The organism is Tardiphaga sp. vice304, from assembly GCF_007018905.1.
GTDB lineage: Bacteria > Pseudomonadota > Alphaproteobacteria > Rhizobiales > Xanthobacteraceae > Tardiphaga.
In genome coordinates this window covers 4,904,304-4,928,719 of record NZ_CP041402.1, presented here as the reverse complement: position 1 = coordinate 4,928,719, position 24,416 = coordinate 4,904,304, and the positions used below count along the sequence as shown (strand labels likewise).

Here is a 24,416-nt window from a genome sequence, read left to right as displayed (position 1 = left end):
AACAACATGTCTGCAACAGCCGCAAAAGGCGATCAGACCAAACGGGCGGAAACCGCGCATCCGCTGCGCCCGATCTCGTTCGGCGATCCCACCGTCACCATCGAGCGTCACCACGACGGCACCATCTACCTGCGCCCGGTGACGCCGATCGGCGAATACCCCGACCGCATCACGGACTATCTGACCCACTGGGCCGCCGAGGCGCCGGAGCGCGTGTTCATGGCGGAGCGCGCCGAGAATGGCAGCTGGCGTGAAGTCAGCTACGCCCAGATGCTCGACGCCGCCCGTCGCATCGCCTCGGCGCTGCTGGCGCGCGGACTGTCGCCGGACAGGCCGATCCTGGTGCTGTCCGGCAATTCGGTCGATCACGCGCTGATCGCCTTCGGCGCGCTGTATGCCGGAATTCCCTATGCGCCGGTGTCGCCGGCCTATTCGCTGGTCTCGAAGGATTTCGGCAAGCTCAAATATGTCATCGGGCTGCTGACGCCCGGCCTGGTCTATGTCGATGATGCCGATGCCTTTGCTGATGCGATCCGCCTCAACGTGCCTGCCGATACCGAAATCGTCGTCTCGCGCGGCGCGTTGCCGGACCGCCCCGTCACCATGCTCAGCGATCTCCTCGCGACGCCGGAGGCCGCCGGTCTGGACGCCGCGCATGACGCCATCGGTCCCGATACGATCGCCAAATTCCTGCTCACCTCGGGCTCGACCGGCAATCCCAAGGCGGTCATCAACACCCAGCGCATGCTGTGCGCCAATCAGATCATGCTGCGCGATACGCTGGCCTTCCTGAAAGACGAGCCGCCGGTGATCATCGACTGGCTGCCGTGGAATCACACCTTCGGCGGCAATCACAACATCGGCCTGACGCTGGTCAACGGCGGCTCGATGTATCTCGACGAGGGCAAGCCGACGCCGTCCGGCATCGACGCGACTGTCCGCAACCTTCGCGAGATTTCGCCGACGGTATATTTCAACGTCCCCAAGGGCTACGAGACGCTGCTGCCCTATCTGCGCGACGACGACGCATTGCGCGAAAAATTCTTTGGCCGCCTGCATGCGATGTTCTTCAGCGGTGCGGGCCTGTCGCCGCACGTCTGGGACAGCCTGGACGATCTCTCGGTGCGGACCACCGGCACGCGGGTGCCGATGCTGACCGGGCTCGGCGCCACCGAGACCGCGCCGTTCTTTATGTCGGTGACCCCCGCGACCAGCCGGTCCGGCCATGTTGGCCTGCCGGTGCCCGGCAACGACGCCAAGCTGGTGCCGAACAACGGCAAGCTGGAAGTCCGCGCCCGCGGCCCGAACATCACGCCGGGCTACTGGCGCCAGCCGGATCTGACGGCGAAGGCGTTCGACGAGGAGGGCTACTACATCTTCGGCGACGCGCTGAAGCCGGTCGATATCGACGATTTCAGCAAGGGCTTTGATTTCGACGGCCGGCTGTCGGAGGATTTCAAGCTGGGTTCCGGAACCTGGGTCAGCGTCGGCCCGCTGCGCGCGCGTTTCATCGGCACCTGCGCGCCTCTGGTCCGCGATGTCGTCATCGCCGGCATCAACCGCGACGAATTGTCCGCGCTGGTGATCCTCGATCTCGACGGCTGCCGGCTGATCAACCCGACGCTGCCGCTCAACGACCTGGCCGCTGCTTCTGCTGATCCGCTGATCCGCGATGCCTTCCGTGACCGGCTGATCATGTTTCTAGCCGGCGCCACGGGCTCTTCGACCCGGATTTCCCGTGCCGTGCTGCTCGACACGCCGCTGTCGATCGACCGCGGTGAAGTCACCGACAAGGGCTCGGTGAACCAGCGCGCCGTGCTGGAGCATCGCGCCGCGCTGATCGAGGCGATCTATGCGGGGACTGAGGAAGCGAAGGCGATTACTATTTGACGGGGGTAGCTGACTTTACCGTCATGCTGACCTAAAGAAGGGGCTGCTCGGACGTTCGAACTACCTTAAAACACCGCCACAAAAACAAGACCATCAGGGAGAGAGTTCAATGACCAGACATCGTTTGGCGATTGCGGCTGTGGCCGCCTCGCTGGCCTTCGCGGGATCTGCACTGGCGCAGACCGCCGAGGTCACCATCGGCTTCACCACCTCCACCACCGGCCCCGCGGCCGCCCTCGGCATTCCCGAGCGCAACGCGCTGGAATTCGTGCCGAAGGAAATCGGCGGCACGGCGCTGAAGGTGATCGTGCTCGATGACGGCGGCGATCCGACCGCGGCGACCACCAATGCGCGGCGCTTCGTCACGGAGTCCAAGGTCGACATCATCATGGGCTCGGCCGTGACGCCGACCAGCATCGCGGTGTCGAATGTCGCCAACGAGGCCGGCATTCCGCACTTCGCGCTGTCGCCGCTGCCGATCACGCCGGAGCGCGCCAAATGGTCGGTCGCAATGCCGCAGCCGGTGCCGATCGTCGGCAAGGTGATGTACGACCATATGAAATCCAAGGGCGTGAAGACCCTCGGCTATATCGGCTATTCCGACAGCTACGGCGATTTGTGGTTCGGCGACCTGAAGAACCAGGCCGTGCCGATGGGCATCAACATCGTTGCCGAAGAACGCTTCGCGCGACCGGATACGTCGGTGACCGGCCAGGTGCTGAAGCTGCTCGCCGCCAATCCCGATGCCATCCTGGTCGGCGCCTCCGGCACCGCCGCGGCGCTGCCGCAGACCGAGCTGCGCGACAAGGGCTACAAGGGCCTGATCTACCAGACCCACGGCGCGGCCTCGATGGACTTCATCCGCATCGCCGGCAAGGCCGCCGAGGGCGTGCTGATGGCGTCCGGTCCGGTGATGAACCCGGAAGGCCAGCCGGATTCGGCGCTGACCAAGAAGCCCGGCCTCGCGTTGAACACGGCCTATGAGGCCAAGTATGGCCCGAACAGCCGCAGCCAGTTCGCCGGGCACTCCTACGACGCCTTCGAGATCCTGAAGCGCGTCATCCCCGTGGCCATGAAGACCGCCAAGCCCGGCACGCCGGAATTCCGCGAGGCCGTCCGCCAGGCGCTGCTGTCCGAGAAGGAAATAGCCGCGACGCAGGGCGTCTACAACTTCACGGAAAAGGATCGCTACGGCCTCGACGACCGTGCCCGAATCCTGCTGACGGTGAAGGATGGCAAGTACGTCCCGGCGAACTAACGCCGTCTGTAGCCCGGATGAAGTCATCGCCGCGCGATGACGTAATCCGGGGCTCACAGTCATGGGGAGGGGCCGGTCCCGGATTGTCATCCGGGCTACGCCAACACCATGTGCCCGCCACCCCGGCAGGATGAAAAGGTGGGCACGGCGCAACAGCGCCTTTGCCCACCCTGCATAACCGAGTAAAAGAGCCGGCCTTCGCCAAGAGGGCCGGCTTTTCGACTCTGCGCGCGTCGTCCCGCAGTTGCAACCTGCGCGACAGCGCTTACGGAGAGAACCCATGTCCAAGCTTCACCTCGCTGCCGTCCTCGCGGCGTCGCTGGCCGTTGCCGCGCCCGCCTGGGCGCAGACCCCCGAGATCACCATCGGCCTCAGCCTGTCCACCACCGGCCCCGCCGCGGCCCTCGGCGTGCCGGAGCGCAACGTGCTGGAATTCGTGCCCAAGGAAATCGGCGGCGTGCCCTTGAAGCTGATCGTGCTGGACGATGGTGGCGACCCGGCCGCCGCCACCACCAATGCACGCCGCTTTGTCACCGAATCCAAGGCCGACGTGATGATCGGCTCCTCGATCGTGCCGTCGTCGATCGCGATGTCCACCGTCGCCAACGAAGCCGGCATTCCGCATTTCAGTCTGTCGCCGATGCCGTTCACGCCGGCGCGCGAAAAGTGGTCGGTCGACATGCCGCAGCCGGTCGCGATCGTCGGCAAGGTCACGTACGACCACATGAAGGCCAAGGGCGTGAAGACGCTCGGCTATATCGGCTACTCGGATTCCTATGGCGACCTGTGGTTCAACGACTTCAAGGAGCAGACCGGCGCGATGGGCATGAAGATCGTCGATGACGAGCGCTTCGCGCGCCCCGACACCTCGATCACCGGCCAGGCCTTGAAGCTGATCTCCGCCAATCCCGACGCGATTCTGGTCGGTGCGGCCGGCGCCGGCGCCGGGATGCCGCAATCCGAACTGCGCGACCGCGGCTACAAGGGGCTGATCTACCAGACCCATGGCGCCGCCGTGATCGACTTCATCCGCATCGCCGGCAAGTCCGCCGAGGGCGTGCTGATGGCGTCCGGCCCGGTGATGTATCCGGAATGCCAGCCGGATTCGGCGCTGACCAAGAAGCCGGGCCTCGTGCTCAACGCCGCCTATGAAGCCAAGTACGGCGCCAACAGCCGCAACCAGTTCGCCGGTCACGCTTACGATGCCTTCGAGCTGCTGAAGCGCGTGATTCCGTTGGCGCTGAAGACCGCCAAGCCCGGCACGCCGGAATTCCGCGAGGCCATTCGCGAGGCACTGCTGTCCGAGAATGAAATGGCCGCGACGCAGGGCGTCTACAACTTCACGGAGAAAGATCGCAACGGCGTCGATGACCGCTCGCGCATGCTGTTGACCGTCAAGAACGGCAAGTACGTTCCGGCGGAGTAGTTTTCACTGTCATTCCGGGGCGCGGGCGGCGATAGCTGAACGCGAACCCGGAATCCCGAGATGTTTTGCGCTGAACATGTCGAGGTTCCCCGCCGATCCAATTGGATCGGCTGAGGTTCGCTCGCGCTGATGCGCTCGCGCCCCGGAACGACAACCACATCAAATCACGCCGGCACCTTCGTGCTGAAATCCCAGATAGCTCGCGACCACGCGCTGGTTGCTGGCGATATCGCTCGCAGCACCATTCAGGATGAACTCGCCGAGCTCCATCACATAGGCGCGGTCCGCGATCTTCAGCGCGGCCTGGGCGTTCTGCTCGACCAGCAGCACGGCGACGCCGGCGGCTTTCAACTCGGCGACGATGCGGAAAATATCAGCCACGATAATCGGCGCGAGGCCGAGGCTCGGCTCGTCCAGCATCAGGAGTTTTGGCGCGCCCATCAGCGCGCGGCCCATCGCCAGCATCTGCTGTTCGCCGCCGGATAGCGTGCCGGCGAGCTGTTTGCGGCGTTCCTTCAATCGCGGAAACAGGCTGTAGACGCGCTCGAACGACCGCGCCGCCGTCACCTTGTCGATGCGGAAGGCGCCGAGCTGCAGATTGTCTTCGACATTCATGGTGGCGAACAGCTCGCGATGTTCCGGCACCAAGCAAAGCCCCGCGGCGACGCGATCCTCGATATCGAGCGTCGATACGTCTGCGCCCTCGAACATCACGCCGCCCTTGAGCGGCAGGATGCCCATCACGGCGTTGAGCAGCGTGGTCTTGCCGGCGCCGTTGGCCCCGATGATGGTGACGATCTCGCCGCTGCGGACTTCGAGATCGACGGCGCGCACGGCCTCGACCTTGCCGTAGGCGACATGAGCCCCGGTGACGGAGAGCAAGACACTCATGCGACCGCTCCGAGATAGGCCTTGATGACGGCAGGATTGGACTTGATCGCGGCCGGGGTGCCTTCGGCGATCTTGGTGCCGAAATCCAGCACGACGATGCGGTCGGCGAGGTCCATGACGAAGCCCATGTCGTGTTCGACCAGCAGCACCGACATGCCGCCGTCACGCAGGGTGCGGAGCAGGGCGGCGAGCTGCTGCTTCTCCATGTGGCGCAGGCCGGCGGCGGGCTCGTCGAGCAGCAGCAGTTGCGGATCGACGCAAAGCGCGCGGGCGATCTCGACGATGCGCTGCTGGCCCAGCGACAGCGAGCCTGCGAGCTGGTCGATCTGGTCGGCGAGCCCGACGCGCGCGATCTGTCGCGCGGCCTCGGCCAGCAGTTTTGCTTCGTCGGCGCGGTCGAGCCGCAGCATGCTGGCGATCGCCCCGCTGCGGCCGCGCAGATGCGCGCCGAGCGCGACATTTTCCAGCACGGTCATGTCCGGCACCAGCTTGACGTGCTGGAAGGTGCGGGCGATGCCGCGCCGGACGATGTCCTGCGGCGGCGCGCCATCGACGCTGCGGCCGCGCACGGAAATGGCGCCGGAAGTCGATGTCAGCACGCCGGTGATGAGGTTGAAGGTCGTGCTCTTGCCGGCGCCGTTGGGGCCGATCAGCGCCACGATCTCGCGTGCCGTCACGTCGAACGAGACGTCGTTGACGGCGATCACGCCGCCGAACTCCTTGCGGGCTTTGTCCACCTGCAGCAGCACGCCGGCTTCGGCCTCAAGTGCCAGCTTCGGCGGCGGCTCCGTCGCGATGTCCGGCTGCTTGCGCGCAGCCTTGAACGGCAACAGCGACGTCAGCCATGGCCACATCCCGGTCGGTGCGAATTGCAGCAGCGCGACCAGCAGGATGCCGAACACGATGGTCTCGAGCTGGCCGCTGCCGCCGAACAAAAGCGGCAGGTAGCTCTGCAGCGCTTCCTTGAGGATCACGACGATGGCGGCGCCCAGCACGCCGCCCCAGACATAGCCGGCGCCGCCGACCACGGCGATGAACAGATATTCGATGCCGGCCTGCGGTCCGAACGGCGTCGGATTGGCCGCGCGCTGGAAATGCGCGTAGAGCCAGCCGGACAGGCCGGCAAGGACGGCGGCATAGATGAAGACCAATAGCTTGGCACGCGCCGTCTGCACGCCAAAAGCTTCGGCGGCGACATGGCCGCGGCGCAGCGCGCGGATGGCGCGGCCGGTGCGGGAGTCCAGCAGGTTCATCGACAGCAGCGCGCAGACGATCACCGCGATCCAGATCGGGAAATAGATCGTGCCGGGGTCGAGCATCTTCAGCGTGCCGATCGACAGCGGCGGGATGCCGGAGATGCCGTCGTTGCGGCCGAGAAATTCCAGCTTGCTGAACAAATAGAACAGGCTGATGCCCCAGGCGATAGTACCGAGGGGCAGGTAGTGGCCGGAGAGCCGCACGGTGATCAGGCCGAGGAACACCGCGACGCCGCCGCTGACCAGCAGCGACAGCGGCAGCGTCAGCCAAGGCGACAGGCCATAGGTGGTGGTCAGCACGGCCGTGGTGTAGGCGCCGAAGCCGCAGAACGCGGCCTGGCCGAACGAGGTGAGACCGCCGACGCCGGTCAGGATCACCAGCCCCATCGCCACCAGCGCGGCCAGGCCGATATTGTCCAGGAGCACGATCCAGAACGGCGGCATGCCGGGAATGAACGGGATCACTGCCATCACGGCCGCGAACAGCAGGATCGGAAGGAGACGCTGGTTCATTGCGCTCAATCCTTTTCTTCTTCGACCGCGGGTGCTGCCAGCGAGCGCAGCACCAGCACCGGCAGGATCAGCGTGAAGACGATGACCTCCTTGAAGTTGCTGGCATAGAACGACGAGAACGCCTCGACGACACCGACCACGATCGCCGCCACTGCGGTGAGAGGATAGCTGACCAGACCGCCGATGATCGCCGCGATGAAGCCTTTCAGGCCGATCAGGAATCCGGTGTCGTAATACAGCGTGGTGATCGGGATGATCAGGATGCCGGAGATCGCGCCGATCACCGAGGCCAGCAGGAAGGCGATCTGGCCGGAGAGCGAGGTGCGGATGCCGACCAGACGGGCACCGAGCCGGTTGACCGCGGTGGCGCGCAGCGCCTTGCCATACAGCGTGAAGCCGAAGAACAGCCAGAGGCCGACGATTAAAGCGATGGTGATGGCATAGACCGCGATGCTCTGCCCGGTGAAACGCAGCGGGCCGAGCGTCAGCACGGCGCTGGAAAGCGCCGGCGCGCGCTGGCCCTCGGCGCCGAAGAAGACGAGGCCAAAGCCCTGCAGCGCGAGATGGCAGCCGACTGAGGCGATCAGCAGCACCAGCACGGAGGCGTGCGCGATCGGCTGAAAGGCGATGCGGTAGAGATACAGGCCGATCGCGGCGACGATGGCGAGCGACAGCGCGATGTTGACGGCGACGCCGGCCTGGTGGCCCGCCAGCGCCAGCGTCGCGCCCCAGATGGCCAGCGGCAGCGCGACATTGATGGCGAAGCTGCGCAGCACGCGGGCTGCATGCAGCGATTTGCGGGCGGTGAAGAGGTCGAAGCCGAACGCCACCACGCCCATCGCGACCGCCAGCCGGATCGTGCCCGGCACCTGGCCGGCCGACAGGCTGGCATAGGTCAGCGCGCCAAAGGTGATGAACTCTCCCTGCGGGATCAGGATCACCCGAGTCACTGCGAACACCAGCACCAGCGCCAGGCCGAGCAGCGCGTAAATCGCGCCGTTGGTTATGCCGTCCTGCAACAGGAACAGCAAAATGGTCGTGTTCAAGGCCGGTCGCTCCCCACCCGTGTCGTGTGTGCCGCGGTTTACACAGCCACACGACGATCAGCAACGGCAGTTGAAACCCGCCGTATATTTAGTATGGTTTATAACGATTATCGATCATAACCTCAAGGCTTGCGAGCTTTGCCGGGGGCTGCTCCCGGATACAATTGCGGAATCGACCATGGCTGCGACCAAAATCCACACGCGCGAGCAGGCGAAGCCGCTGCCGGTCGAGCCGGTGTCGGAGCCCGCCCCGCTGCAGATGGGTGAACTGTCCGAACTGCTCGGCTATGCGCTGAAGCGCGCGCAGCTCAAGGTGTTCGAGGACTTCCTGCGCTGCATGGCGCCGCTGCAACTGACCCCGGCGCAGTTTTCGGTGCTGCTGCTGCTCGACAACAACCCCGGCCGCAACCAGACCGAAATTGCCAATACGCTGGGGATCCTGCGGCCTAACTTCGTCGCGATGCTCGATGCCTTGGAAAGCCGTGACCTCTTGACGCGGATGCGCTCGCCGAGCGATCGCCGCTCCCATGTCCTGATGCTGACCGACAAGGGCCGGACGACGCTGACGCGGGCCCGCAAGCTGGTGGCGACGCGCCATGAATCGCGGCTGATCGAACTGCTCGGCCCGGGCGACCAGGCAGCATTGCTGGCGATGCTGGCGAAGATCGCGGCGGAGTTTTAAATCCCACTGTCGTTCCGGGATGCGGCCGCCGGCGAAGCCGGTTGGCGCAGACCCGGAACCTTGCAATGTTCATCGTCCCATTTCGAGATTCCCCGCCCCTCCAATTGGAGTGGCTGGGGTTCGCTCGCAGTTCGCGCTGCTCGCGCCCCGAAATGACCGCGTTCTCTTATTGCCCTCCTACCACGCGCGGCTTCGCTACACGCGGGGGAGAGGGAAGCCAGACTATCCGCCGGTGGCGCCGCCGCCGACTTCGCCGTCGAGCACGTCGCCGAACAGCACCCAGCGCTCGCCCTCGAATTTCATCAGTTGCAACTGCTCGATCGGCGAGAAATCCTTGTCGCTCGTCTTGATCAGAACGCCCGGCAGCAGGCCGGTCTGCTGGATGCCCTTCAGGCTGGCGGCCTGCTTCATCACATTGGCGCGGGTAAGGTCATCGCCACACTGCTTGAGCAGGATCACCATGGTTTCGGCGATGTTGTAGCCGGTCATCGCCGAGCTATCGGCGCGGTTGATGTCTGGCGCGTATTTGTCGAGGAAGGCGTGATAGGCCTTCATGCCCGAATCGTCCTTCCACTGCGGATCGGTGGCGTCCTTGGCGTAGGCGGCGGAGATCACGCCTTGCGCGTTCTCGTAGCCGGCGGGCTTCATCACCGCGCCGATCGAGGCGGAGACATTGGGCACGATCTGGAAAGGCTTCCAGCCGAGCTCGGCGATCTTCTTGATGCTCTGCGCGGCGAATTTCGGCGTCGCGAAGGAAACCACCACGTCGGGGTTCAGCGACTTGATCTTGACGATGTGGGAATCCACCGTCGGTTCCGTCAGCTCGTAGCTTTCCTCGATCACGATCGAGGACGCCTTATCGCCGAGCCCATCCTTCAGGCCCTTCAGATAATCCTTGCCGAAATCATCGTTCTGGTAGAGCACGGCGATTTTCGCGCCGGGCTTTTCCTTCATCAGATATTTGGCGTAGATGCGGCCCTCGCTCTGGTAGCTCGGCAGCCAGCCCATCGTCCACGGAAAGTTCTTCGGGTCGTTCCACTTGGTGGCGCCGGTGGCGAGAAACAGCTGCGGCACTTTCTTGCCGTTGAGGTATTTATGGATGGCGGTGTTGGATGCGGTGCCCAGCGCGCTGAACATCAGAAGCACTTCGTCGCTCTCGACCAGCTTGCGGGTCTGCTCAACCGATTTAGGCGGGCTGTAGGCGTCGTCATAGGAGATGTAGTTGATCTTGCGGCCGTTGATGCCGCCCTGTTCGTTGATCATCTTGAAGTAGGCGGACTGCGCCTTGCCGACGACGCCATAGGCGGAAGCCGGGCCGCTATAGGGCACGATGTTGCCGAGCTTGATTTCGGTGTCAGAGGCGCCGGTGTCGTATTTCTTCTGCGCAAGCGCGGGGCCAGCGATGGCCAACATGAGGGCAGCGGCCGACATCGGCATAAGCCGGGCGTAACGGGCAGACATTCGGTTTCCTTCCCGTGAGTCCGCAGCGGCGAGGCGGCGGCTCATCTTCTTGGTTGAACTTCGATGCTTTTGCATCTGCGAACTGTTCTATCGCGTTCGCAGCATGGCCTCAAATCAAAAAGCCCTCCGCTGGATGGCGGAGGGCCGTTTGCTGTCAAGTTCCGTCAAACGGAATGAAGCATCAGCCGCCGACGTCGGAACTGATGATCTCGCCGAACAGATCCCATTTCTCGCCCTTGAAGCGCATCAGCTGCAACTGGCTGACCGGCGCAAAGTCGGTGGCCGAGGTATTGATCTTGATGCCGGGCAGCAGCATTTCGGTGCGGAAGTCCTTCAGGCTGGCCGCCTGCTTCATCACATTCTCCCGGGTGAGGTTATCGCCGCATTGCCGCAGCACCTGCACCAGGGTCTGGGCCGCGCCGTAGCCGACCACCACGCTGCCATCGAGCTTGTTGCCTTCCGGAAAGTCCTTCTCCAGGAAAGCCAGGAAGGTCTTCATGCCGGGGTCGTTGTCCCATTGCGGGTCCGACACGTCTTTCAGATAGGCGGCAGAGATGATGCCCTGACCGTTCTCGAAGCCGGCGGGCTTCATCACGCTGCCGACCGACGCCGAGACGTTGTTGAGATAGTGCAGCGGCTTCCAGCCGATCTCGGCGGCCTTCTTGATCGCCTGCGCCGCGAATTTCGGCGTGGTGATGTTAACGAAGACATCGGCGTTCAGCGATTTCAGCTTGACGATATGGCTGTCGATGGTCGGCTCCGAGGTCTCATAGCTTTCCTCGATGATGATCATCGACGACGCCTTGGCGCCAAGGCCGTCCTTCAGCCCTTTCAGATAGTCCTTGCCGTAATCGTCATTCTGATAGAGCACGGCGATCTTGGCGGCCGGCTTTTCCTTCAGAAGATACTTTGCGAAGATCTGCGTTTCGGACTGGTAGCTCGGCTGCCAGCCCATCGTCCACGGGAAGTTCTTCGGATCGTTCCACTTGGTAGCGCCGGTGGCGACGAACAGTTGCGGCACCTTCTTGCCGTTCATGTATTTGTGGATCGCCGAGTTCGATGGCGTTCCCAGTGGATTGAACACGACAAGCACTTCGTCCAGTTCCACCAGCTTGCGCGCCTGCTCGACGGTCTTCGGCGGGCTGTAGGCGTCATCGTAGGAGATAAAGGTGATCTTGCGGCCGTTGATGCCGCCTTCGGCATTGATCTTCTTGAAGTAGGCCTCTTCGGTCTTGCCGATCACGCCATAGGCCGAGGCCGGCCCGCTATACGGCATGATGTTGCCGATCTTGATTTCGGTATCGCTGGCGCCGGTATCGTATTTCTTTTGCGCCAGCGCCCCCGTCGTCGCGGCGGCGAGCAAAGCGAAGGCAGCCGGCAGAGTAGCCAGATGCAGATGCAACTTGGGCATTCCATGTCTCCCTGATGATAGCGTTGTGTCGTGTCGTTTGACCGGAGTTCTGCGACCCCTGCTTCCATTGAACACCGGTCGCGCGCCTTCAGCAAGAAAAAGCCCCCGCGACGCCGTCACGGGGGCTTTGTGCGACGAGCGCGGTGCGCTGCCCGGTTGCTATTGCGTGACGTCGCCACTGATGGTTTCGCCGAACCGTTCCCATCGCTCGCCCTTGAAGCGCTGCATTTGCAGTTGCGAGATAGGCGCGAAGTCGGTCGCCGAGGTATTGATCCGGATACCGGGCAGCAGGGTATCGACTTCGAAGTCCTTCAGGCTGGCCGCCTGCTTCATCACATTGGCGCGGGTCAGGTCGTCGCCGCACATTTCCAGGACCTTGACCAGCGTCTGGGCCGCGCCGTAGCCGTAGATGTGGTTGCTGTCGGAGCGGTTGGCGTCCGGCATGTATTTGTTGAGGAAGGCCGACCACCGCTTCATGCCGGCGTCGTCGTTCCACTGCGCGTCGGTGCCGTCCTTGGCGTAGGCTGCCGACAGCACGCCCTGGCCGTTCTCGAAGCCTGCGGGCTGCATCACGCTACCGACATTCACCGAAACGTTGGCGACCATGTGCAGCGGCTTCCAGCCGAGTTCGGCGATCTTCCTGATGGTCTGGGCGGCAAATTTCGGTGTGACGAAACTGATCAGGACGTCCGGGTTCTGTGCCTTGATCTTGACGATGTGGGTGTCGACGGTCGGCTCGGCGATCTCGTAGCTCTCTTCGACGATGATCATCGCGCCCTTGCTGCCGAGCCCGTCCTTGAGGCCCTTGAGGTAGTCCTTGCCGAAATCGTCGTTCTGGTAAAGCACCGCAATACGGGCGTCCGGCTTCTCCTTGATCAGCCATTTCGCGTAGATCTGCGCCTCGGACTGGTAGCTCGGCTGCCAGCCCATCGTCCACGGGAAGTTCTTCGGGTCGTTCCATTTGGTCGCGCCGGTGGCAACGAACAGTTGCGGCACTTTCTTGCCGTTGAGATATTTATGGATCGCGGTGTTGGACGGCGTACCGAGCGGTCCGAACACTAGCAGCACTTCGTCGCTCTCCACCAGCTTGCGTACCTGCTCGACCGCCTTCGGCGGGCTATAGCCATCGTCGTACGAAATGAAGCTGATCTTGCGGCCGTTGACGCCGCCTTTCTCGTTGATCATCCTGAAATAGGCGGCCTCGGTCTTGCCGATCATGCCGTAGGCGGATGCCGGTCCGCTGTAAGGGATGATGTTACCAATCTTGATCTCGGTATCGGTGGCGCCGATGTCGTATTTTTTCTGGGCGAGTGCGCTGCCGCAAAGCACGACGCTGAGGGCAACGGCAGACACGGCCGCAATTGCACGCAATGGCATGGGCATTCGTCAGCTCCCTGATATTTTCGACGGCCGTTGTGGCCTTGCCGCGATTAAATACCTTTCGCAGGAGATCATCAAGAAGAAGCGCTGGGTCACACAAGCACGCGGAGGTGGTCGGGGGGACGGAGAAGGAGGCAGTCTCGCCTACAGCATTACTCCGCCAGACGTCCGTCGAGCACCGGGCCGAACATCTGCCAGCTCTCGCCGGTGAAGCGCATCATCTGCAACTGCTCGATCGGATAGAAATCGGTTGCCGAGGTGTTGAGCCTGACGCCGGGCAGTACCGTGTCGGGGACGAAGTCGACCAGGCTGGCCGCCTGCTTCATGATGTTGTCGCGCGTCAGCGTATCGCCGGCCTGCGTGAGCACCTGCACCATCGTCTGTGCTGCGCCATAGCCATAGATCACGGAGATGTCGCTGCGGCTGACGTCCGGCGCATATTTGGCGAGGAAGCTGGCGTAGCGCTGCATGCCCTCGTCCGTGTTCCACTGCGGATCGGCGCCGTCCTTGGCGTAATAGGCCGAGATGACGCCCTGTGCATTGTCGAAGCCGGCGGGCTTCATCACCGTGGCCACCGATGCACTTGCATAGCTCTGGATGTAGAGTGGCTTCCAGCCGAGTTCGGCGACCTTGCGCAGGCTCTGCACGGCGGATTTCGGCGTGGTCACGCTGATGAAAGTATCGGCGCCGCTGGCCTTCAGATTGATGATGCGGGAATCGACGGTCGGTTCGGTGACCTCGTAGCCCTCGGCGGCGACGATCATCGCGGCCTTGTCGCCGAGTCCGTCTTTGAGGCCCTTCAACAGTTCCTTGCCGAGGTCGTCGTTCTGGTACAGCACAGCGATCTTCGCATCGGGCTTTTCGGCCAGCAGGTATTTGGCGTAGATGCGACCCTCGCTCTGGTACGGCGGCTGGAAAGCCATCGTCCACGGGTAATCGCGCTGGTTGCCGAAGCCGCTGGCGCCGGCGGCGACGAACAATTGCGGCACGCGCTTGCCGTTGAGATAGCGCTGGATCGCAGCATTGGACGGCGTGCCGAGCGGGCCGAATACCGCCAGCACCTCGTCGCTCTCCACCAGTCTGCGGGCCTGCTCGACCGCCTTGGCGGGGTTGTAGGCGTCGTCATAGGAGATGAACTCGATCTTGCGGCCATGGATGCCGCCCTGGTCGTTAATCATGCGGAAATAGGCCGCCTCGATGCGGCCGGCGACGCTATAGGCGGAGGCCGGGCCGCTATAGGGCATGATGTTGCCGATCCTGATCGTGGTGTCGGAGGCGCCGGGGTCGTAGCGCGGCTCGGCACGGGCGGCGACGCAGGCGATGAGGAAGGCGGCAGCGACCGGCAGGGCAGCGGCGCGGGAAAGCAGGGCGGGCATGGCAGTCCTTGAAGCGGGCGGGGGGTCGAAGATCGAGCCGACCCAACACGTTTCACACCGCCGCATCAACAATAAGGCCCCGCAGCAGGAGCAGCGGGGCCTTGGGTTCAGCTGTCATTCCGGGGCGCGAGCGCCTCAGCGCGAGCGAACCTCAGACACTCCAATTGGAGTGGCGGGGATCCCGACATGGGACGATGAACATTCCGAGGTTCCGGGTTCGCGTTCGGCTCACGCCGCCCGCGCCCCGGAACGACAGTTTGTTGTCACCCGCCGATCTTGCCCTGGTATACCGGGCCGAACAGTTCCCAGGTCTCGCCCTTGAAGCGCTGCATCTGCAATTGCTCGATCGGGTAGAAGTCGGTCGCCGTGGTGGTGATGGTGACGCCCGGCAGCAGCGTGTCGGGAGTGAACGCCTTCAGGTTGGCTGCTTCCTTCATGATGTTCTCGCGGGTCAGGTTGTCGCCGGCCTGCTTGAGCACCTGGACGATGGTTTGCGCCTGGCCGTAGCCGTACACCACCGAGCCGTCATTGCGGTCCATGGTCGGGGCATATTTGGCGAGGAAGGCGTAGAATTTCTTCATGCCCTCGTCATTGTCCCACTTCGGATCGGAGCCGTCCTTGGCGTAGTGCGCGGACAGTATGTCCTGCGAGTTGGCGTAGCCGGCCGGCTTCATCACGCTGCCGACCGAGGAGCCGACGTTGCTCTGGATGAACATCGGCTTCCAGCCGAGCTCGGCGACCTTCTTGATCGCTTGCGCGGCAAATTTCGGGGTGGTGAAGCTGACGAACGTGTCGGCTCCCGCCGCCTTGAGCTTGATGACGTGCGAGTCGATGGTCGGCTCCGACACTTCGTAGCTTTCCTCGGCGACGATCATCGACGCCTTGGCGCCAAGGCCGTCCTTGAGGCCTTTCAGCATGTCCTTGCCGAAGTCGTCGTTCTGGTACATCACGCCGATCTTGGCATCGGGCTTCTCCCGCAGCAAATAGGCCGCGTGAATTCGCGACTCGCTCTGGTACGCCGGCTGCCAGCCCATCGTCCACGGAAAGTCCTTGAACTCGCCGAACTTGGTGGCTCCGGTGGCAACGAATAGCTGCGGCACCTTCTTGGCGTTCATGTATTTCTGGATCGCGGTGTTCGACGGCGTGCCGAGCGCGCTGGCGATGAACAGAACCTCATCTGACTCTACCAGCTTGCGCGCCTGCTCGACGGCCTTCGGCGGCGAGTAGCCGTCGTCATAGGTGATGTAGGTGATCTTGCGGCCATTGATGCCGCCCTGTTCGTTGATCATCTTGAAGTAGGCTTCTTCGGTCTTGCCGATCACGCCATAGGCGGAAGCAGGCCCGCTATACGGCATGATGTTGCCGATCTTGATCTCGGTATCGGAGGCGCCGGTGTCGTACTTCTTCTGGGCAAAGGCGACGCTGCCGGTGGCGGCAAACGCGAAGGTCGCGGCGACGGTCAGGGCCACGCGCGAACGATTGGCAGGCATTTCGAAACTCCCATGAGTGCTACCTGAAAAGCGTCGTGATTTTCAGTGCCGGATTTTTTATCCGCCCTTACCTAATACGTTTTCGACTCCGGCAGCAAGAAAAAGCCCCCTGCGACGTTAGTCGCAAGGGGCTGAGATGTTAGGCACTTTTGTTGTTGTGACTCTGTTATTCCGGGGCGCGGGCGCGTCAGCGCGAGCGAACCTCAGACACTCCAATTGGAGTGGCGGGGAATCCCGATATCGGACGATGAACATGTCGAGGTTCCGGGATCGCGTTCGGCTCACGCCGCCCGCGCCCCGGAACGACAGTTTTATTAGTTGCCCAGATGGCTTTCGATCGGCGGACCGAACACGTCCCACTTCTCGCCGGTGAAGCGCATCATGCGAAGCTGCTCGATCGGATAGTAATCGGTCGCCGAGGTGTTGAGCTTGACGCCGGGCAGCATGGTGTCCGTCGCATAGTCCTTCAGCGAAGCGGCCTGCTTCATGATGTTGGCGCGGGTCAGGTCGTCGCCGGCCTGCTTCAACACCTGCACCACGGTCTGTGCCTGGCCGTAGCCATAAACGGCGGACGAGTCGGCCAGGTTGGCGAAGGGCGCGTATTTGGCGACGAAGTCGCGATACTTCTTCATGCCTTCGTCGTTGTCCCACTGCGGATCGGAACCGTCCTTTGCATAGGCCAGCGACATCACGCCCTGCGAGTTGTCGATACCGGCGGGACGCATCACCGAGGCGACCGAGGAGCCGACATTGCTCTGGAAGAACATCGGCTTCCAGTTGAGCTCGCCGACCTTCTTGATCGCCTGCGCGGCGAACTTGGGCGTCGAGATGCTGACCAGCACGTCCGCTCCGCTCGCCTTCAGCTTGACGAGATGGTTCTCGATGGTCGGCTCGGAGACTTCGTAGCTTTCCTCCATCACGATCATCGACGCCTTGTCGCCGAGGCCGTCCTTCAGGCCCTTCAGCAGATCCTTGCCGAGGTCGTCGTTCTGGTACAGCACGCCGATCTTGCCGGCCGGCTTTTCCGTCAGGATGTATTTGCCGAAGATCTGGCCTTCGCTCTGGTAGGCGGGCTGCCAGCCCATCGTCCAGGGGAACGTCTTGTGCTCACCGAACTTGGTGGCGCCGGTGGCCACGAACAGCTGCGGCACCTTCTTGGCGTTCATGTACTTCTGGATCGCGGTGTTCGACGGCGTGCCGAGCGGCCCGAAGATGAACAGCACCTCGTCCGATTCCACCAGCTTGCGGGCCTGTTCGACGGCCTTCGGCGGCGAGTAGGCGTCGTCATAAGTGATGAAGTTGATCTTGCGGCCGTTGATGCCGCCCTGATCGTTGATCATCTTGAAATAGGCTTCTTCCATCTTCCCGATGATGCCGTAGGCCGAGGCCGGGCCGCTATAGGGAATGATGTTGCCGATCTTGATCTCGGTGTCGGTGGCGCCGGTGTCGTACTTCTTCTGGGCAAAAGCGCTGCCGGAGAAAGTGAGAACGACGGCAGCGGTGGAAAGGGCAGCGAAGCGCAGGCTAGTTCTGGAAGTCACGGTAGATCCTTCAGTTTTTACGCAGTTTGCCGATCAGGCTCTGGGCCCCATAGGCGATTTGCCGGGCGCCGTGCGGCACCAGGAAGATGATCATGATCAGGATGACGCCGAACACGGCGCCGGACAGACCCTTCGAGATGTGCTCGGCGATATTCGGCACGAACACGATGAAGGCAGCACCGGCGAGCGAACCGGGCAACCAGCCGACGCCGCCGACCACCATGCCGAGGAACAGGGCGACCGCGAGCTGGATGGTGTAGCCGTCCGGTGCCACGAACTGCACGGCGATGCCGCCGAGGCCGCCGGCCACGCCGGTGATGCCGGCCGAGACGCCGAACGCCAACGTCTTGTACAGCGAGACATCGACGCCCATCGCGGAAGCCGCGATCTCGTTGTCGCGGATTGCCATCATCGCGCGGCCGGAGCGGGACTTCAGCAGGTTGACCGAGAACACGTAGATCATGATCGAGACGACCAGCGTGAAGTAGTACAGCCACATGTCCTGCGAGACTTTCAGCCCCAGCGTTGCGAAGATCTCGGGCGCTTCCGGTTTGGTCACGACCAGGCCCTGCACGCCGCCGGTCCAGTGTTCGAACACGCCGAGCTTGAGCAGCTGCGGCATCGCCACCGCCAGCGCGAAGGTCGCCAGCGCCAGATAGATGCCGCTCAATCGGAGCGCGGGCAGGCCGAACAGGAAGCCGGCGATGAAGCAGACAAGACCGGCTACCGGCAGCGTCAGGATGTAGTTGACGTTGCCGTGTTCGATCAGAATCGCCGACGTATAGGCACCGATCGCATAGAACGCGCTCTGGCCCAGCGAAAACTGCCCGCTGGCACCGGTGAGGATGTTGAGTGCCAGCACCGCGATCGCGTAGATCAGCCACATCGTCATCTGGAAGATGAAGAAGTTCTTCACGAACAGCGGCGTAGCGATCAGCAGCGCCAGGACCACTATCGACGCCATCGGGCCGAGCGACAGGGCTTTCTTTGGAACCGCGTCGATGACGGGAGCGGTGGATGCTTCTTGAACGGCGCTCATGATCAAACTCGCTTCACGATGGCACGGCCGAACAGGCCATTGGGTTTGACGACCAGCACGGTGATGATCAGCGCCAGCGCGATAGGCAGTTTCAATTCGTTGCCGACGCCGGGAATATAGGTGCCGACCAGGTTCTCGAAGACGCCGACCAGGAAGCCGCCGCATACCGCGCCGAGCGGGCTGGACAGACCGCCGACCACCGCTGCGGCAAAGCCGTAGATCAGCACGCCGCCCATCATGTTGGGCTCGAGGAACACCACGGGGGCGATCAGCATGCCGGCGATCGAACCGATCGCGGCCGCCATGCCCCAGCCGAGCGCGATCATCCAGCCGGTGTTGATGCCGACCAGCCGCGCCGATTCAGGCATTGATGCCGCCGCCCGCATGGCGAGACCGACGCGGGTGTAGCGGAAGAAGCCGAACAGCAGGATCAAGAGCACCAGAGTGACGCCGATCATGCCGGCCTGATGCGTCGAGATCAGCTGGCTGCCGAGGAACGGCGAGGAGCCGAACGGCGACGGGAACTGCTTGATGGTGAAATCCCACAGCAGGCCGGCAACGCTGTTGATGATCGCGAACAGCGCGATGAAGCCAGCGACATGGGTCAGCACCGGCGCCTTGGCCAGCGGCTTGAACAGCAGCCGCTCGATCAGGATGCCGCCGAGGAACGAGAACACCAGCGTCAGCACGAAGGCGCCCCAATACGGCACGCCCCACTGCATCATCTGCCAGGCCAAAAATGTCGAGAACATCGCCATTTCGCCTTGTGCGAAATTCAGATGATCGATCGCCTGATAGATCATCACCACGGCGAGCGCCATGCAGGCGTAGATCGCGCCGGTGGCGATGCCAGCCAGGACTTGATTGGTAAAGAGCTCCATAACAATTCCCTTAGTGAGGCTGTTTCCTCAGTATCCCAGATAGGATTTACGGACGTCTTCGTTGTTCGCGATCTCGTCGGCGGTGCCGGACATCACGATGCGTCCCGTTTCGATCACATAGGCCTTGTCGGCGAGTTCCAGCGCGAGCTGCGCGTTCTGCTCGACGACCAGGATGGTGACCTTGTCCTCGCGGTTGATCTTGCCGAGAATCTTGAACATGTCGCGCACGATCAGGGGAGCCAGGCCGAATGACGGCTCGTCCAGCAGCATCAGGCGCGGTCGCAGCATAAGCGCGCGCGCCACGGCCAGCATCTGCTGCTCGCCGCCGGACAGCGTGCCGGCCTGCTGGGCGTGGCGTTCCCTCAGCTTCGGAAAATGATCGTACATCCGCTCGATGTCGGACGAGATCGCCTTGGTGTCCTTGCGGGTGATGGCCCCGAGCTGCAGATTCTCTTCCACCGTCATGTTGGTGAAGGTGCCGCGGCCCTGCGGCACATGCGCTATGCCGAGTCGCACGATGTTTTCGGTCGAGCGGTTGTCGAGCTTGGCGCCTTCGAATTCGATCGTGCCGGTGGAGCGGATCATGTTGCAGATCGCCCGCAGCGTCGTGGTCTTGCCGGCGCCGTTGGCGCCGAGCAGCGTGGTCATGCTGCCTTCCTTGAGATCGAACTCGAGGCCGTGCAGCGCCTGGACCTGGCCGTAATAAGCGCGCAGGTCCTTCACATTGAGCATCGCGGTCATTAGTCCTTGCTCCCCAGATAGGCCTTGATGACGTCCGGGTCGTTCTGGACTTGATGCGGCGTGCCTTCCGCCAGCTTCTTGCCGAAGTTCAGCGCCACCACATGATCGGCGATCGACATCACCAAGCCCATGTGATGCTCGACCAGCAGAACGGTGACGCCGCGGTCGTTGCGGATCTGGCGGATCAGGTCGCCGAGAATGTGGACTTCCTCGTGATTGAGGCCGCCGGCGGGCTCGTCGAGCAGCAGGATCTTCGGCTCGGCGGCCAGCGCGCGCGCCAGTTCGACGCGCTTCTGGGTGCCGAACGGCAGGCCGGCCGTAACGGTGTCCGCGACGTCGTGCAGATCGAGATAGCCGAGAATCTCGTTCACCCGGCGGTTGATGTCGGCTTCGCCACGGCGCACCCATGGCAGCGTCAGCGAATCGCTGACGATGTCGCTGTTGGTGCGGGCATGCGTGCCGATGCGGACGTTGTCGCGCACGGAAAGATTTGGAAACAAAGCGACGTTCTGGAACGTGCGGCCGATCCCGATTTCGGAGATCTTGTGCGGCGGGCGTTTCAGAATGCTCTCGCCTTCGAGCAGGATGTCGCCCTTGCTCGGCTGATAAAGGCGGCTGAGACAATTGAACAGCGTGGTCTTGCCGGCGCCGTTCGGCCCGATCAGGCCGAGGATATGACCCTTCTGCATATCGAACGAGACGCCGTTCAACGCGATGATGCCGCCGAACACGACACTGACGTCGTGAACGGCAAGCAGCGGCGCAACCGAGGTGGTTGCGTTCTGCTGAGCGAGTGCCTGCATCATTTGCGGCAGCCTGCGGTCGCCTGGCGCAGCTGATTGCGCGCAAGGCCCAATCCGCAAACACCGACGCGACGAAGGTTATCTGATCCCATCGACCACACGAGCAACTTTGCCTCCCGGTTTGATTTTTTTGGATGCGATTTTGCTGGCAGGTGGCGCAGACGTGCCGCCCAGTGCCGCTTCGATGTTCCTTACCATCGCCAACAAGCGAGGTCCAATGTCGGTGCGCAATCGCTCTTCGGTAAAGCGAAACGCCGGCGCACCGCAATTGAAAGCGTAAGGTCCGGTGCCATCATTCAGTTTGAGCGCGACGCCGACGGCGTGGACGTCGTCCTGCCACTCTCCTGCGGAAATGACAAATCCGTAACGTGCGACCATTTCGCCGGAACGCTCGAGTCCGTCGCGCATCTTCGACCAGCGGCTGCCGTAATGTTCACGGAACTCACGCAGCAATTGCGCGCGTTCCTCGGGCGGCAACGCCCAGAAATAGGCGCGGCCCATCGCGGTCGTCGCGATCGGGATACGCGAGCCGACATCGAGCTGCACGCCGACGGTGAGGCTGGAGCGGCTCTGCCCGAAATAGATCATGCTCAATCGGTCGCGCGCGCCGACGGCCACCGCGCCGCCGGTCTGCCGCATCAGCTCGTCGCGAAAGCTTTCGGAAAGATGCTTAACGCCAAGGTTCGCAAGTGCAGCATACCCCAGGGCCATAGCTGCCGGCGCGAGTTGATACTTCTCGAACCGCGGCACCGGTGTAAGGTAGCCGAGTTTGGTCAGCGTATAGGTCAGCCGCGAAATGGTAGGCTTCGGCAGATTGGTGCGGGCGGCAATCTCCTGATTGCCGAGCAGCCCGTCATTGGGACGAAAGGCACGCAATACTTCGAGGCCGCGCGCAAGCGCGACGACGAAACTGCGATCTGTCGCCACATTCTTGGCTGGACGTTTCATGATTCCCTGGAACTGCCGGCGCTTGTCGCGCGTCCCTCGTTGACAAGCGACGCTCTTCAAAATAACCCTCTTTGTCAAGATGTGGAATTAAATTCCGCAGTGCGAAACCGCCAAGAACGCTGTCCAAGGAGAACGCCGTGAACGATGTCGTCAAGCTCGAACGTCATGATGTGGTTGCGATCGTCACGGTCGACTCGCCGCCGGTGAACGCCCTCAGTGCGGCGGTTCGCCGCGGAATTTTTGAATCGATCAAAGCGGCGGCGGCCGATCCGGAAGTGCAGGCGATCGTGCTGACTTGCGCCGGCCGCACCTTCATCGCGGGTGCCGATATCACCGAATTCGGCAAGCCGCCGCAGTCGCCGATGCTCAACGACGTGATTGCGGAAATCGAGAATTGTGGAAAACCCGTGATCGCCGCGATCCACGGCACGGCACTGGGCGGCGGTCTCGAGATCACGCTCGGTTGTCACTTCCGTGTCGCCACCAAGGAAGCCAAACTCGGCTTGCCGGAAGTCAAGCTGGGTCTGTTGCCCGGCGCCGGCGGCACGCAGCGCCTGCCGCGCGCGGTCGGTCCGGAACTCGGCGTCAAGATGATCGTGACCGGCGAGCCGATTGGTGCCGCTGAAGCATTGAAGAATGGCCTGATCGAAGAGATCGTCGAAGGCCCGGCCTCGGGTGCCGAAGCCTTCGCGCGAAAAGTGATTGCCGAGAAGCGTCCGCTGCGCGTGCTGCGTAACGACGATTCAAAGCTCGCCGCGGCTAAAGCCGATCGCTCGATCTTCACCAACGCGGCGGCGGCAGCCAACAAGAAGAACCGCGGCATGAACGCGCCTTTGGCCTGCGCCGAAGCGGTGAGCTGGACGCTGGATCTGCCGTTCGACGAGGCGCTGAAGAAGGAGCGCGAGATGTTCCTCAAGCTGGTCGCGGACGACCAGTCGAAGGCGCAGCGCTACGCATTTTTCTCCGAGCGCGAAGCCGCCAAGGTCCAGAACATTCCGGAAGGCGTCAAGCCGCGTCCGGTCGAGCGCGTCGCCATCATCGGCGCCGGCACGATGGGCGGCGGCATTGCGATGTCGTTTGCCAATGCCGGCATTCCGGTCACGCTGATCGAGACCGGCGAAGAGCAGTTGAAGCGCGGCATGGGCATCATGCAGAAGAACTATGAAGCCACCGCTGCGCGCGGCGGCATTCCCGCCGACGCCCCGGCCAAACGCATGGGCCTGATCAATGGCGTGGTCGGCCTTGAGAACGTCAAGGACGCCGACCTCATCATCGAGGCGGTGTTCGAAACCATGGCGATCAAGAAGGAAGTGTTCACCGCGCTCGACGCCTACGCCAAGCCGGGTGCCGTGCTGGCCAGCAACACCTCCTATCTCAACATCGACGAGATCGCGCAGGTGACCAAGCGTCCGCAGGACGTGCTCGGCATGCACTTCTTCTCGCCGGCCAACGTGATGAAGCTCTGCGAGATCGTCCGCGCCGACAAGACCGCGCCGGACGCGCTTCTGACCGCCGTGGCGGTTGCCCGCAAGATCGCCAAGGTGCCGGCCGTGGTCGGCGTCGCCGATGGTTTCGTCGGCAACCGCATGCTGGCGGCCCGCTCCAAACAGTCCGAGAAGCTTTTGTTCGAGGGCGCTCTGCCGCAGCAGGTCGATGCCGTCGTCACCAAGTTCGGCATGCCGATGGGTCCGTTCGCGATGGGCGATCTCGCCGGTCTCGATATCGGCTGGCGCTCGCGCAAGGACCGCGGCATCACCTCGCCGATCGCAGACGCTTTGTGCGAGGCTGGCCGCTTCGGCCAGAAGGCCGGCAAGGGATACTACAAATACGAGGCCGGCTCGCGTGCGCCGGTTCCGGATCCGGAAGTCGAGAAGCTGATCGACGACACCTGCAAGAGCCTCGGTCTCACCCGCCGCATCGTCAGCGACGAGGAGATCCTCGAGCGCATGATGTATCCGATGATCAATGAAGGCGCCCGCATCCTGGAAGAGAAGGTCGCCTCGCGGCCCTCCGACATCGACGTGATCTGGCTGTACGGCTACGGCTGGCCGATCTACCGCGGCGGCCCGATGTTCTATGCCGACAGCGTTGGCCTCAAGCACATCGCCGAGCGGCTGTCGTTCTACGCCAAGCAGACCAACGATCCGTCGCTGGAGCCATCGGCGCTGCTCAAGCGTCTCGCCGACGAAGGCAAGACGTTCGCATCATTGGCGAAGGGCTGAGCCTTGATGGAGACGATTGCGTCATTGCGCGGTCCTCTCAGCACGTCGTCCCCGCGAAAGCGGGGACCCATAGCCTCTGTCTTATCGATGGAATGCTGTGGAACTATTCGTGCTTCTCTTCCTCTGCCGTGGTTATGGGTCCCCGCTTTCGCGGGGACTAC

At 63.0% G+C, this 24,416-nt stretch carries 19 protein-coding genes; 5 read left to right on the top strand and 14 right to left on the bottom strand.

Annotation, left to right across the window (positions count from 1 at the left end; all coding sequences use genetic code 11):
• The first annotated feature begins 6 nt into the window (after window positions 1–6).
• The 3 genes from FNL56_RS23545 to FNL56_RS23535 all read left to right on the top strand — a co-directional run bounded on the left by FNL56_RS23545 (window position 7) and on the right by FNL56_RS23535 (window position 4,574).
• Window positions 7–1,890, top strand: coding sequence for a feruloyl-CoA synthase (locus tag FNL56_RS23545; protein WP_168203013.1), 1,884 nt, complete (start codon window positions 7–9; stop codon window positions 1,888–1,890).
• A 109-nt stretch (window positions 1,891–1,999) separates the two neighbouring features.
• Window positions 2,000–3,148: an ABC transporter substrate-binding protein gene (locus FNL56_RS23540; RefSeq protein WP_143575261.1), complete on the top strand. Its 1,149-nt coding sequence runs from the start codon at window positions 2,000–2,002 to the stop codon at window positions 3,146–3,148.
• A gap of 280 nt (window positions 3,149–3,428) precedes the next feature.
• Window positions 3,429–4,574: an ABC transporter substrate-binding protein gene (locus tag FNL56_RS23535; RefSeq protein WP_143582406.1), complete on the top strand. Its 1,146-nt coding sequence runs from the start codon at window positions 3,429–3,431 to the stop codon at window positions 4,572–4,574.
• A gap of 159 nt (window positions 4,575–4,733) precedes the next feature.
• On the opposite strand, the gene FNL56_RS23530 is transcribed toward FNL56_RS23535, so the two are convergent.
• The 3 genes from FNL56_RS23530 to FNL56_RS23520 are packed head-to-tail and all read right to left on the bottom strand — an operon-like array spanning window position 4,734 to window position 8,280.
• Entirely contained in the window at window positions 4,734–5,465 is a 732-nt protein-coding gene (locus FNL56_RS23530; RefSeq protein ID WP_143575259.1) for an ABC transporter ATP-binding protein, read from the bottom strand.
• On the bottom strand, window positions 5,462–7,234 hold the full coding sequence (locus FNL56_RS23525; protein ID WP_143575258.1) for a branched-chain amino acid ABC transporter ATP-binding protein/permease: 1,773 nt from the start codon (window positions 7,232–7,234) through the stop codon (window positions 5,462–5,464). Before FNL56_RS23525 ends, FNL56_RS23530 begins: the two co-directional genes overlap by 4 nt.
• Window positions 7,235–7,239: 5 nt before the next feature.
• A complete protein-coding gene (locus tag FNL56_RS23520) occupies window positions 7,240–8,280 on the bottom strand; it encodes a branched-chain amino acid ABC transporter permease (RefSeq protein ID WP_168204696.1) in 1,041 nt (346 codons plus the stop codon).
• A 178-nt stretch (window positions 8,281–8,458) separates the two neighbouring features.
• On the opposite strand from FNL56_RS23520, the gene FNL56_RS23515 reads away from it, so the two are divergent.
• Entirely contained in the window at window positions 8,459–8,962 is a 504-nt protein-coding gene (locus FNL56_RS23515) for a MarR family winged helix-turn-helix transcriptional regulator (RefSeq protein WP_143575257.1), read from the top strand.
• 222 nt (window positions 8,963–9,184) lie between these two features.
• Here FNL56_RS23515 and FNL56_RS23510 read toward each other — a convergent pair whose 3' ends face one another.
• From FNL56_RS23510 to FNL56_RS23460, 11 genes are all read right to left on the bottom strand, one after another.
• Window positions 9,185–10,423: an ABC transporter substrate-binding protein gene (locus tag FNL56_RS23510; RefSeq protein ID WP_143575256.1), complete on the bottom strand. Its 1,239-nt coding sequence runs from the start codon at window positions 10,421–10,423 to the stop codon at window positions 9,185–9,187.
• A 181-nt stretch (window positions 10,424–10,604) separates the two neighbouring features.
• Window positions 10,605–11,834, bottom strand: coding sequence for an ABC transporter substrate-binding protein (locus FNL56_RS23505; RefSeq protein WP_143575255.1), 1,230 nt, complete (start codon window positions 11,832–11,834; stop codon window positions 10,605–10,607).
• Window positions 11,835–11,993: 159 nt separating this feature from the next.
• The gene (locus FNL56_RS23500) at window positions 11,994–13,211 is read right to left on the bottom strand and encodes an ABC transporter substrate-binding protein (protein ID WP_246661602.1); all 1,218 of its coding nucleotides are present in this window, start codon (window positions 13,209–13,211) and stop codon (window positions 11,994–11,996) included.
• Between the two features lie 155 nt (window positions 13,212–13,366).
• Entirely contained in the window at window positions 13,367–14,590 is a 1,224-nt protein-coding gene (locus FNL56_RS23495; protein WP_143575253.1) for an ABC transporter substrate-binding protein, read from the bottom strand.
• A 263-nt stretch (window positions 14,591–14,853) separates the two neighbouring features.
• Window positions 14,854–16,080 carry an ABC transporter substrate-binding protein gene (locus FNL56_RS23490; protein ID WP_143575252.1) on the bottom strand — a complete coding sequence of 409 codons (1,227 nt, stop codon included), beginning with the start codon at window positions 16,078–16,080 and terminating at the stop codon, window positions 14,854–14,856.
• A 314-nt stretch (window positions 16,081–16,394) separates the two neighbouring features.
• Complete coding sequence (locus tag FNL56_RS23485) at window positions 16,395–17,621, bottom strand: ABC transporter substrate-binding protein (RefSeq protein WP_143575251.1); 1,227 nt, start codon at window positions 17,619–17,621, stop codon at window positions 16,395–16,397.
• Between the two features lie 10 nt (window positions 17,622–17,631).
• The gene (locus FNL56_RS23480; protein ID WP_143575250.1) at window positions 17,632–18,660 is read right to left on the bottom strand and encodes a branched-chain amino acid ABC transporter permease; all 1,029 of its coding nucleotides are present in this window, start codon (window positions 18,658–18,660) and stop codon (window positions 17,632–17,634) included.
• Window positions 18,661–18,662: 2 nt separating this feature from the next.
• A complete protein-coding gene (locus FNL56_RS23475) occupies window positions 18,663–19,541 on the bottom strand; it encodes a branched-chain amino acid ABC transporter permease (RefSeq protein WP_143575249.1) in 879 nt (292 codons plus the stop codon).
• 27 nt (window positions 19,542–19,568) lie between these two features.
• Entirely contained in the window at window positions 19,569–20,282 is a 714-nt protein-coding gene (locus tag FNL56_RS23470; protein ID WP_143575248.1) for an ABC transporter ATP-binding protein, read from the bottom strand.
• Window positions 20,282–21,088, bottom strand: a complete 807-nt coding sequence (locus tag FNL56_RS23465) for an ABC transporter ATP-binding protein (protein WP_143575247.1) — start codon at window positions 21,086–21,088, stop codon at window positions 20,282–20,284. Before FNL56_RS23465 ends, FNL56_RS23470 begins: the two co-directional genes overlap by 1 nt.
• A 75-nt stretch (window positions 21,089–21,163) precedes the next feature.
• On the bottom strand, window positions 21,164–22,033 hold the full coding sequence (locus tag FNL56_RS23460; protein WP_143576337.1) for an IclR family transcriptional regulator: 870 nt from the start codon (window positions 22,031–22,033) through the stop codon (window positions 21,164–21,166).
• Between the two features lie 137 nt (window positions 22,034–22,170).
• Between FNL56_RS23460 and FNL56_RS23455 the strand changes: the two genes are divergently transcribed.
• On the top strand, window positions 22,171–24,255 hold the full coding sequence (locus tag FNL56_RS23455) for a 3-hydroxyacyl-CoA dehydrogenase NAD-binding domain-containing protein (RefSeq protein WP_143575246.1): 2,085 nt from the start codon (window positions 22,171–22,173) through the stop codon (window positions 24,253–24,255).
• The last annotated feature ends 161 nt before the right edge of the window (window positions 24,256–24,416 follow it).

Excerpts from the sequence above, each read along its gene's own strand:
- FNL56_RS23480 (WP_143575250.1), bottom strand. The coding sequence starts at position 18,660 with ATGAGCGCCGTTCAAGAAGCATCCACCGCTCCCGTCATCGACGCGGTT.
- FNL56_RS23515 (WP_143575257.1), top strand. The coding sequence starts at position 8,459 with ATGGCTGCGACCAAAATCCACACGCGCGAGCAGGCGAAGCCGCTGCCG.
- FNL56_RS23525 (WP_143575258.1), bottom strand. The coding sequence starts at position 7,234 with ATGAACCAGCGTCTCCTTCCGATCCTGCTGTTCGCGGCCGTGATGGCA.
- FNL56_RS23540 (WP_143575261.1), top strand. The coding sequence starts at position 2,000 with ATGACCAGACATCGTTTGGCGATTGCGGCTGTGGCCGCCTCGCTGGCC.
- FNL56_RS23460 (WP_143576337.1), bottom strand. The coding sequence starts at position 22,033 with ATGAAACGTCCAGCCAAGAATGTGGCGACAGATCGCAGTTTCGTCGTC.
- FNL56_RS23535 (WP_143582406.1), top strand. The coding sequence starts at position 3,429 with ATGTCCAAGCTTCACCTCGCTGCCGTCCTCGCGGCGTCGCTGGCCGTT.
- FNL56_RS23545 (WP_168203013.1), top strand. The coding sequence starts at position 7 with ATGTCTGCAACAGCCGCAAAAGGCGATCAGACCAAACGGGCGGAAACC.
- FNL56_RS23490 (WP_143575252.1), bottom strand. The coding sequence starts at position 16,080 with ATGCCTGCCAATCGTTCGCGCGTGGCCCTGACCGTCGCCGCGACCTTC.
- FNL56_RS23505 (WP_143575255.1), bottom strand. The coding sequence starts at position 11,834 with ATGCCCAAGTTGCATCTGCATCTGGCTACTCTGCCGGCTGCCTTCGCT.
- FNL56_RS23510 (WP_143575256.1), bottom strand. The coding sequence starts at position 10,423 with ATGTCTGCCCGTTACGCCCGGCTTATGCCGATGTCGGCCGCTGCCCTC.
- FNL56_RS23495 (WP_143575253.1), bottom strand. The coding sequence starts at position 14,590 with ATGCCCGCCCTGCTTTCCCGCGCCGCTGCCCTGCCGGTCGCTGCCGCC.
- FNL56_RS23475 (WP_143575249.1), bottom strand. The coding sequence starts at position 19,541 with ATGGAGCTCTTTACCAATCAAGTCCTGGCTGGCATCGCCACCGGCGCG.
- FNL56_RS23465 (WP_143575247.1), bottom strand. The coding sequence starts at position 21,088 with ATGATGCAGGCACTCGCTCAGCAGAACGCAACCACCTCGGTTGCGCCG.
- FNL56_RS23470 (WP_143575248.1), bottom strand. The coding sequence starts at position 20,282 with ATGACCGCGATGCTCAATGTGAAGGACCTGCGCGCTTATTACGGCCAG.
- FNL56_RS23500 (WP_246661602.1), bottom strand. The coding sequence starts at position 13,211 with ATGCCATTGCGTGCAATTGCGGCCGTGTCTGCCGTTGCCCTCAGCGTC.
- FNL56_RS23530 (WP_143575259.1), bottom strand. The coding sequence starts at position 5,465 with ATGAGTGTCTTGCTCTCCGTCACCGGGGCTCATGTCGCCTACGGCAAG.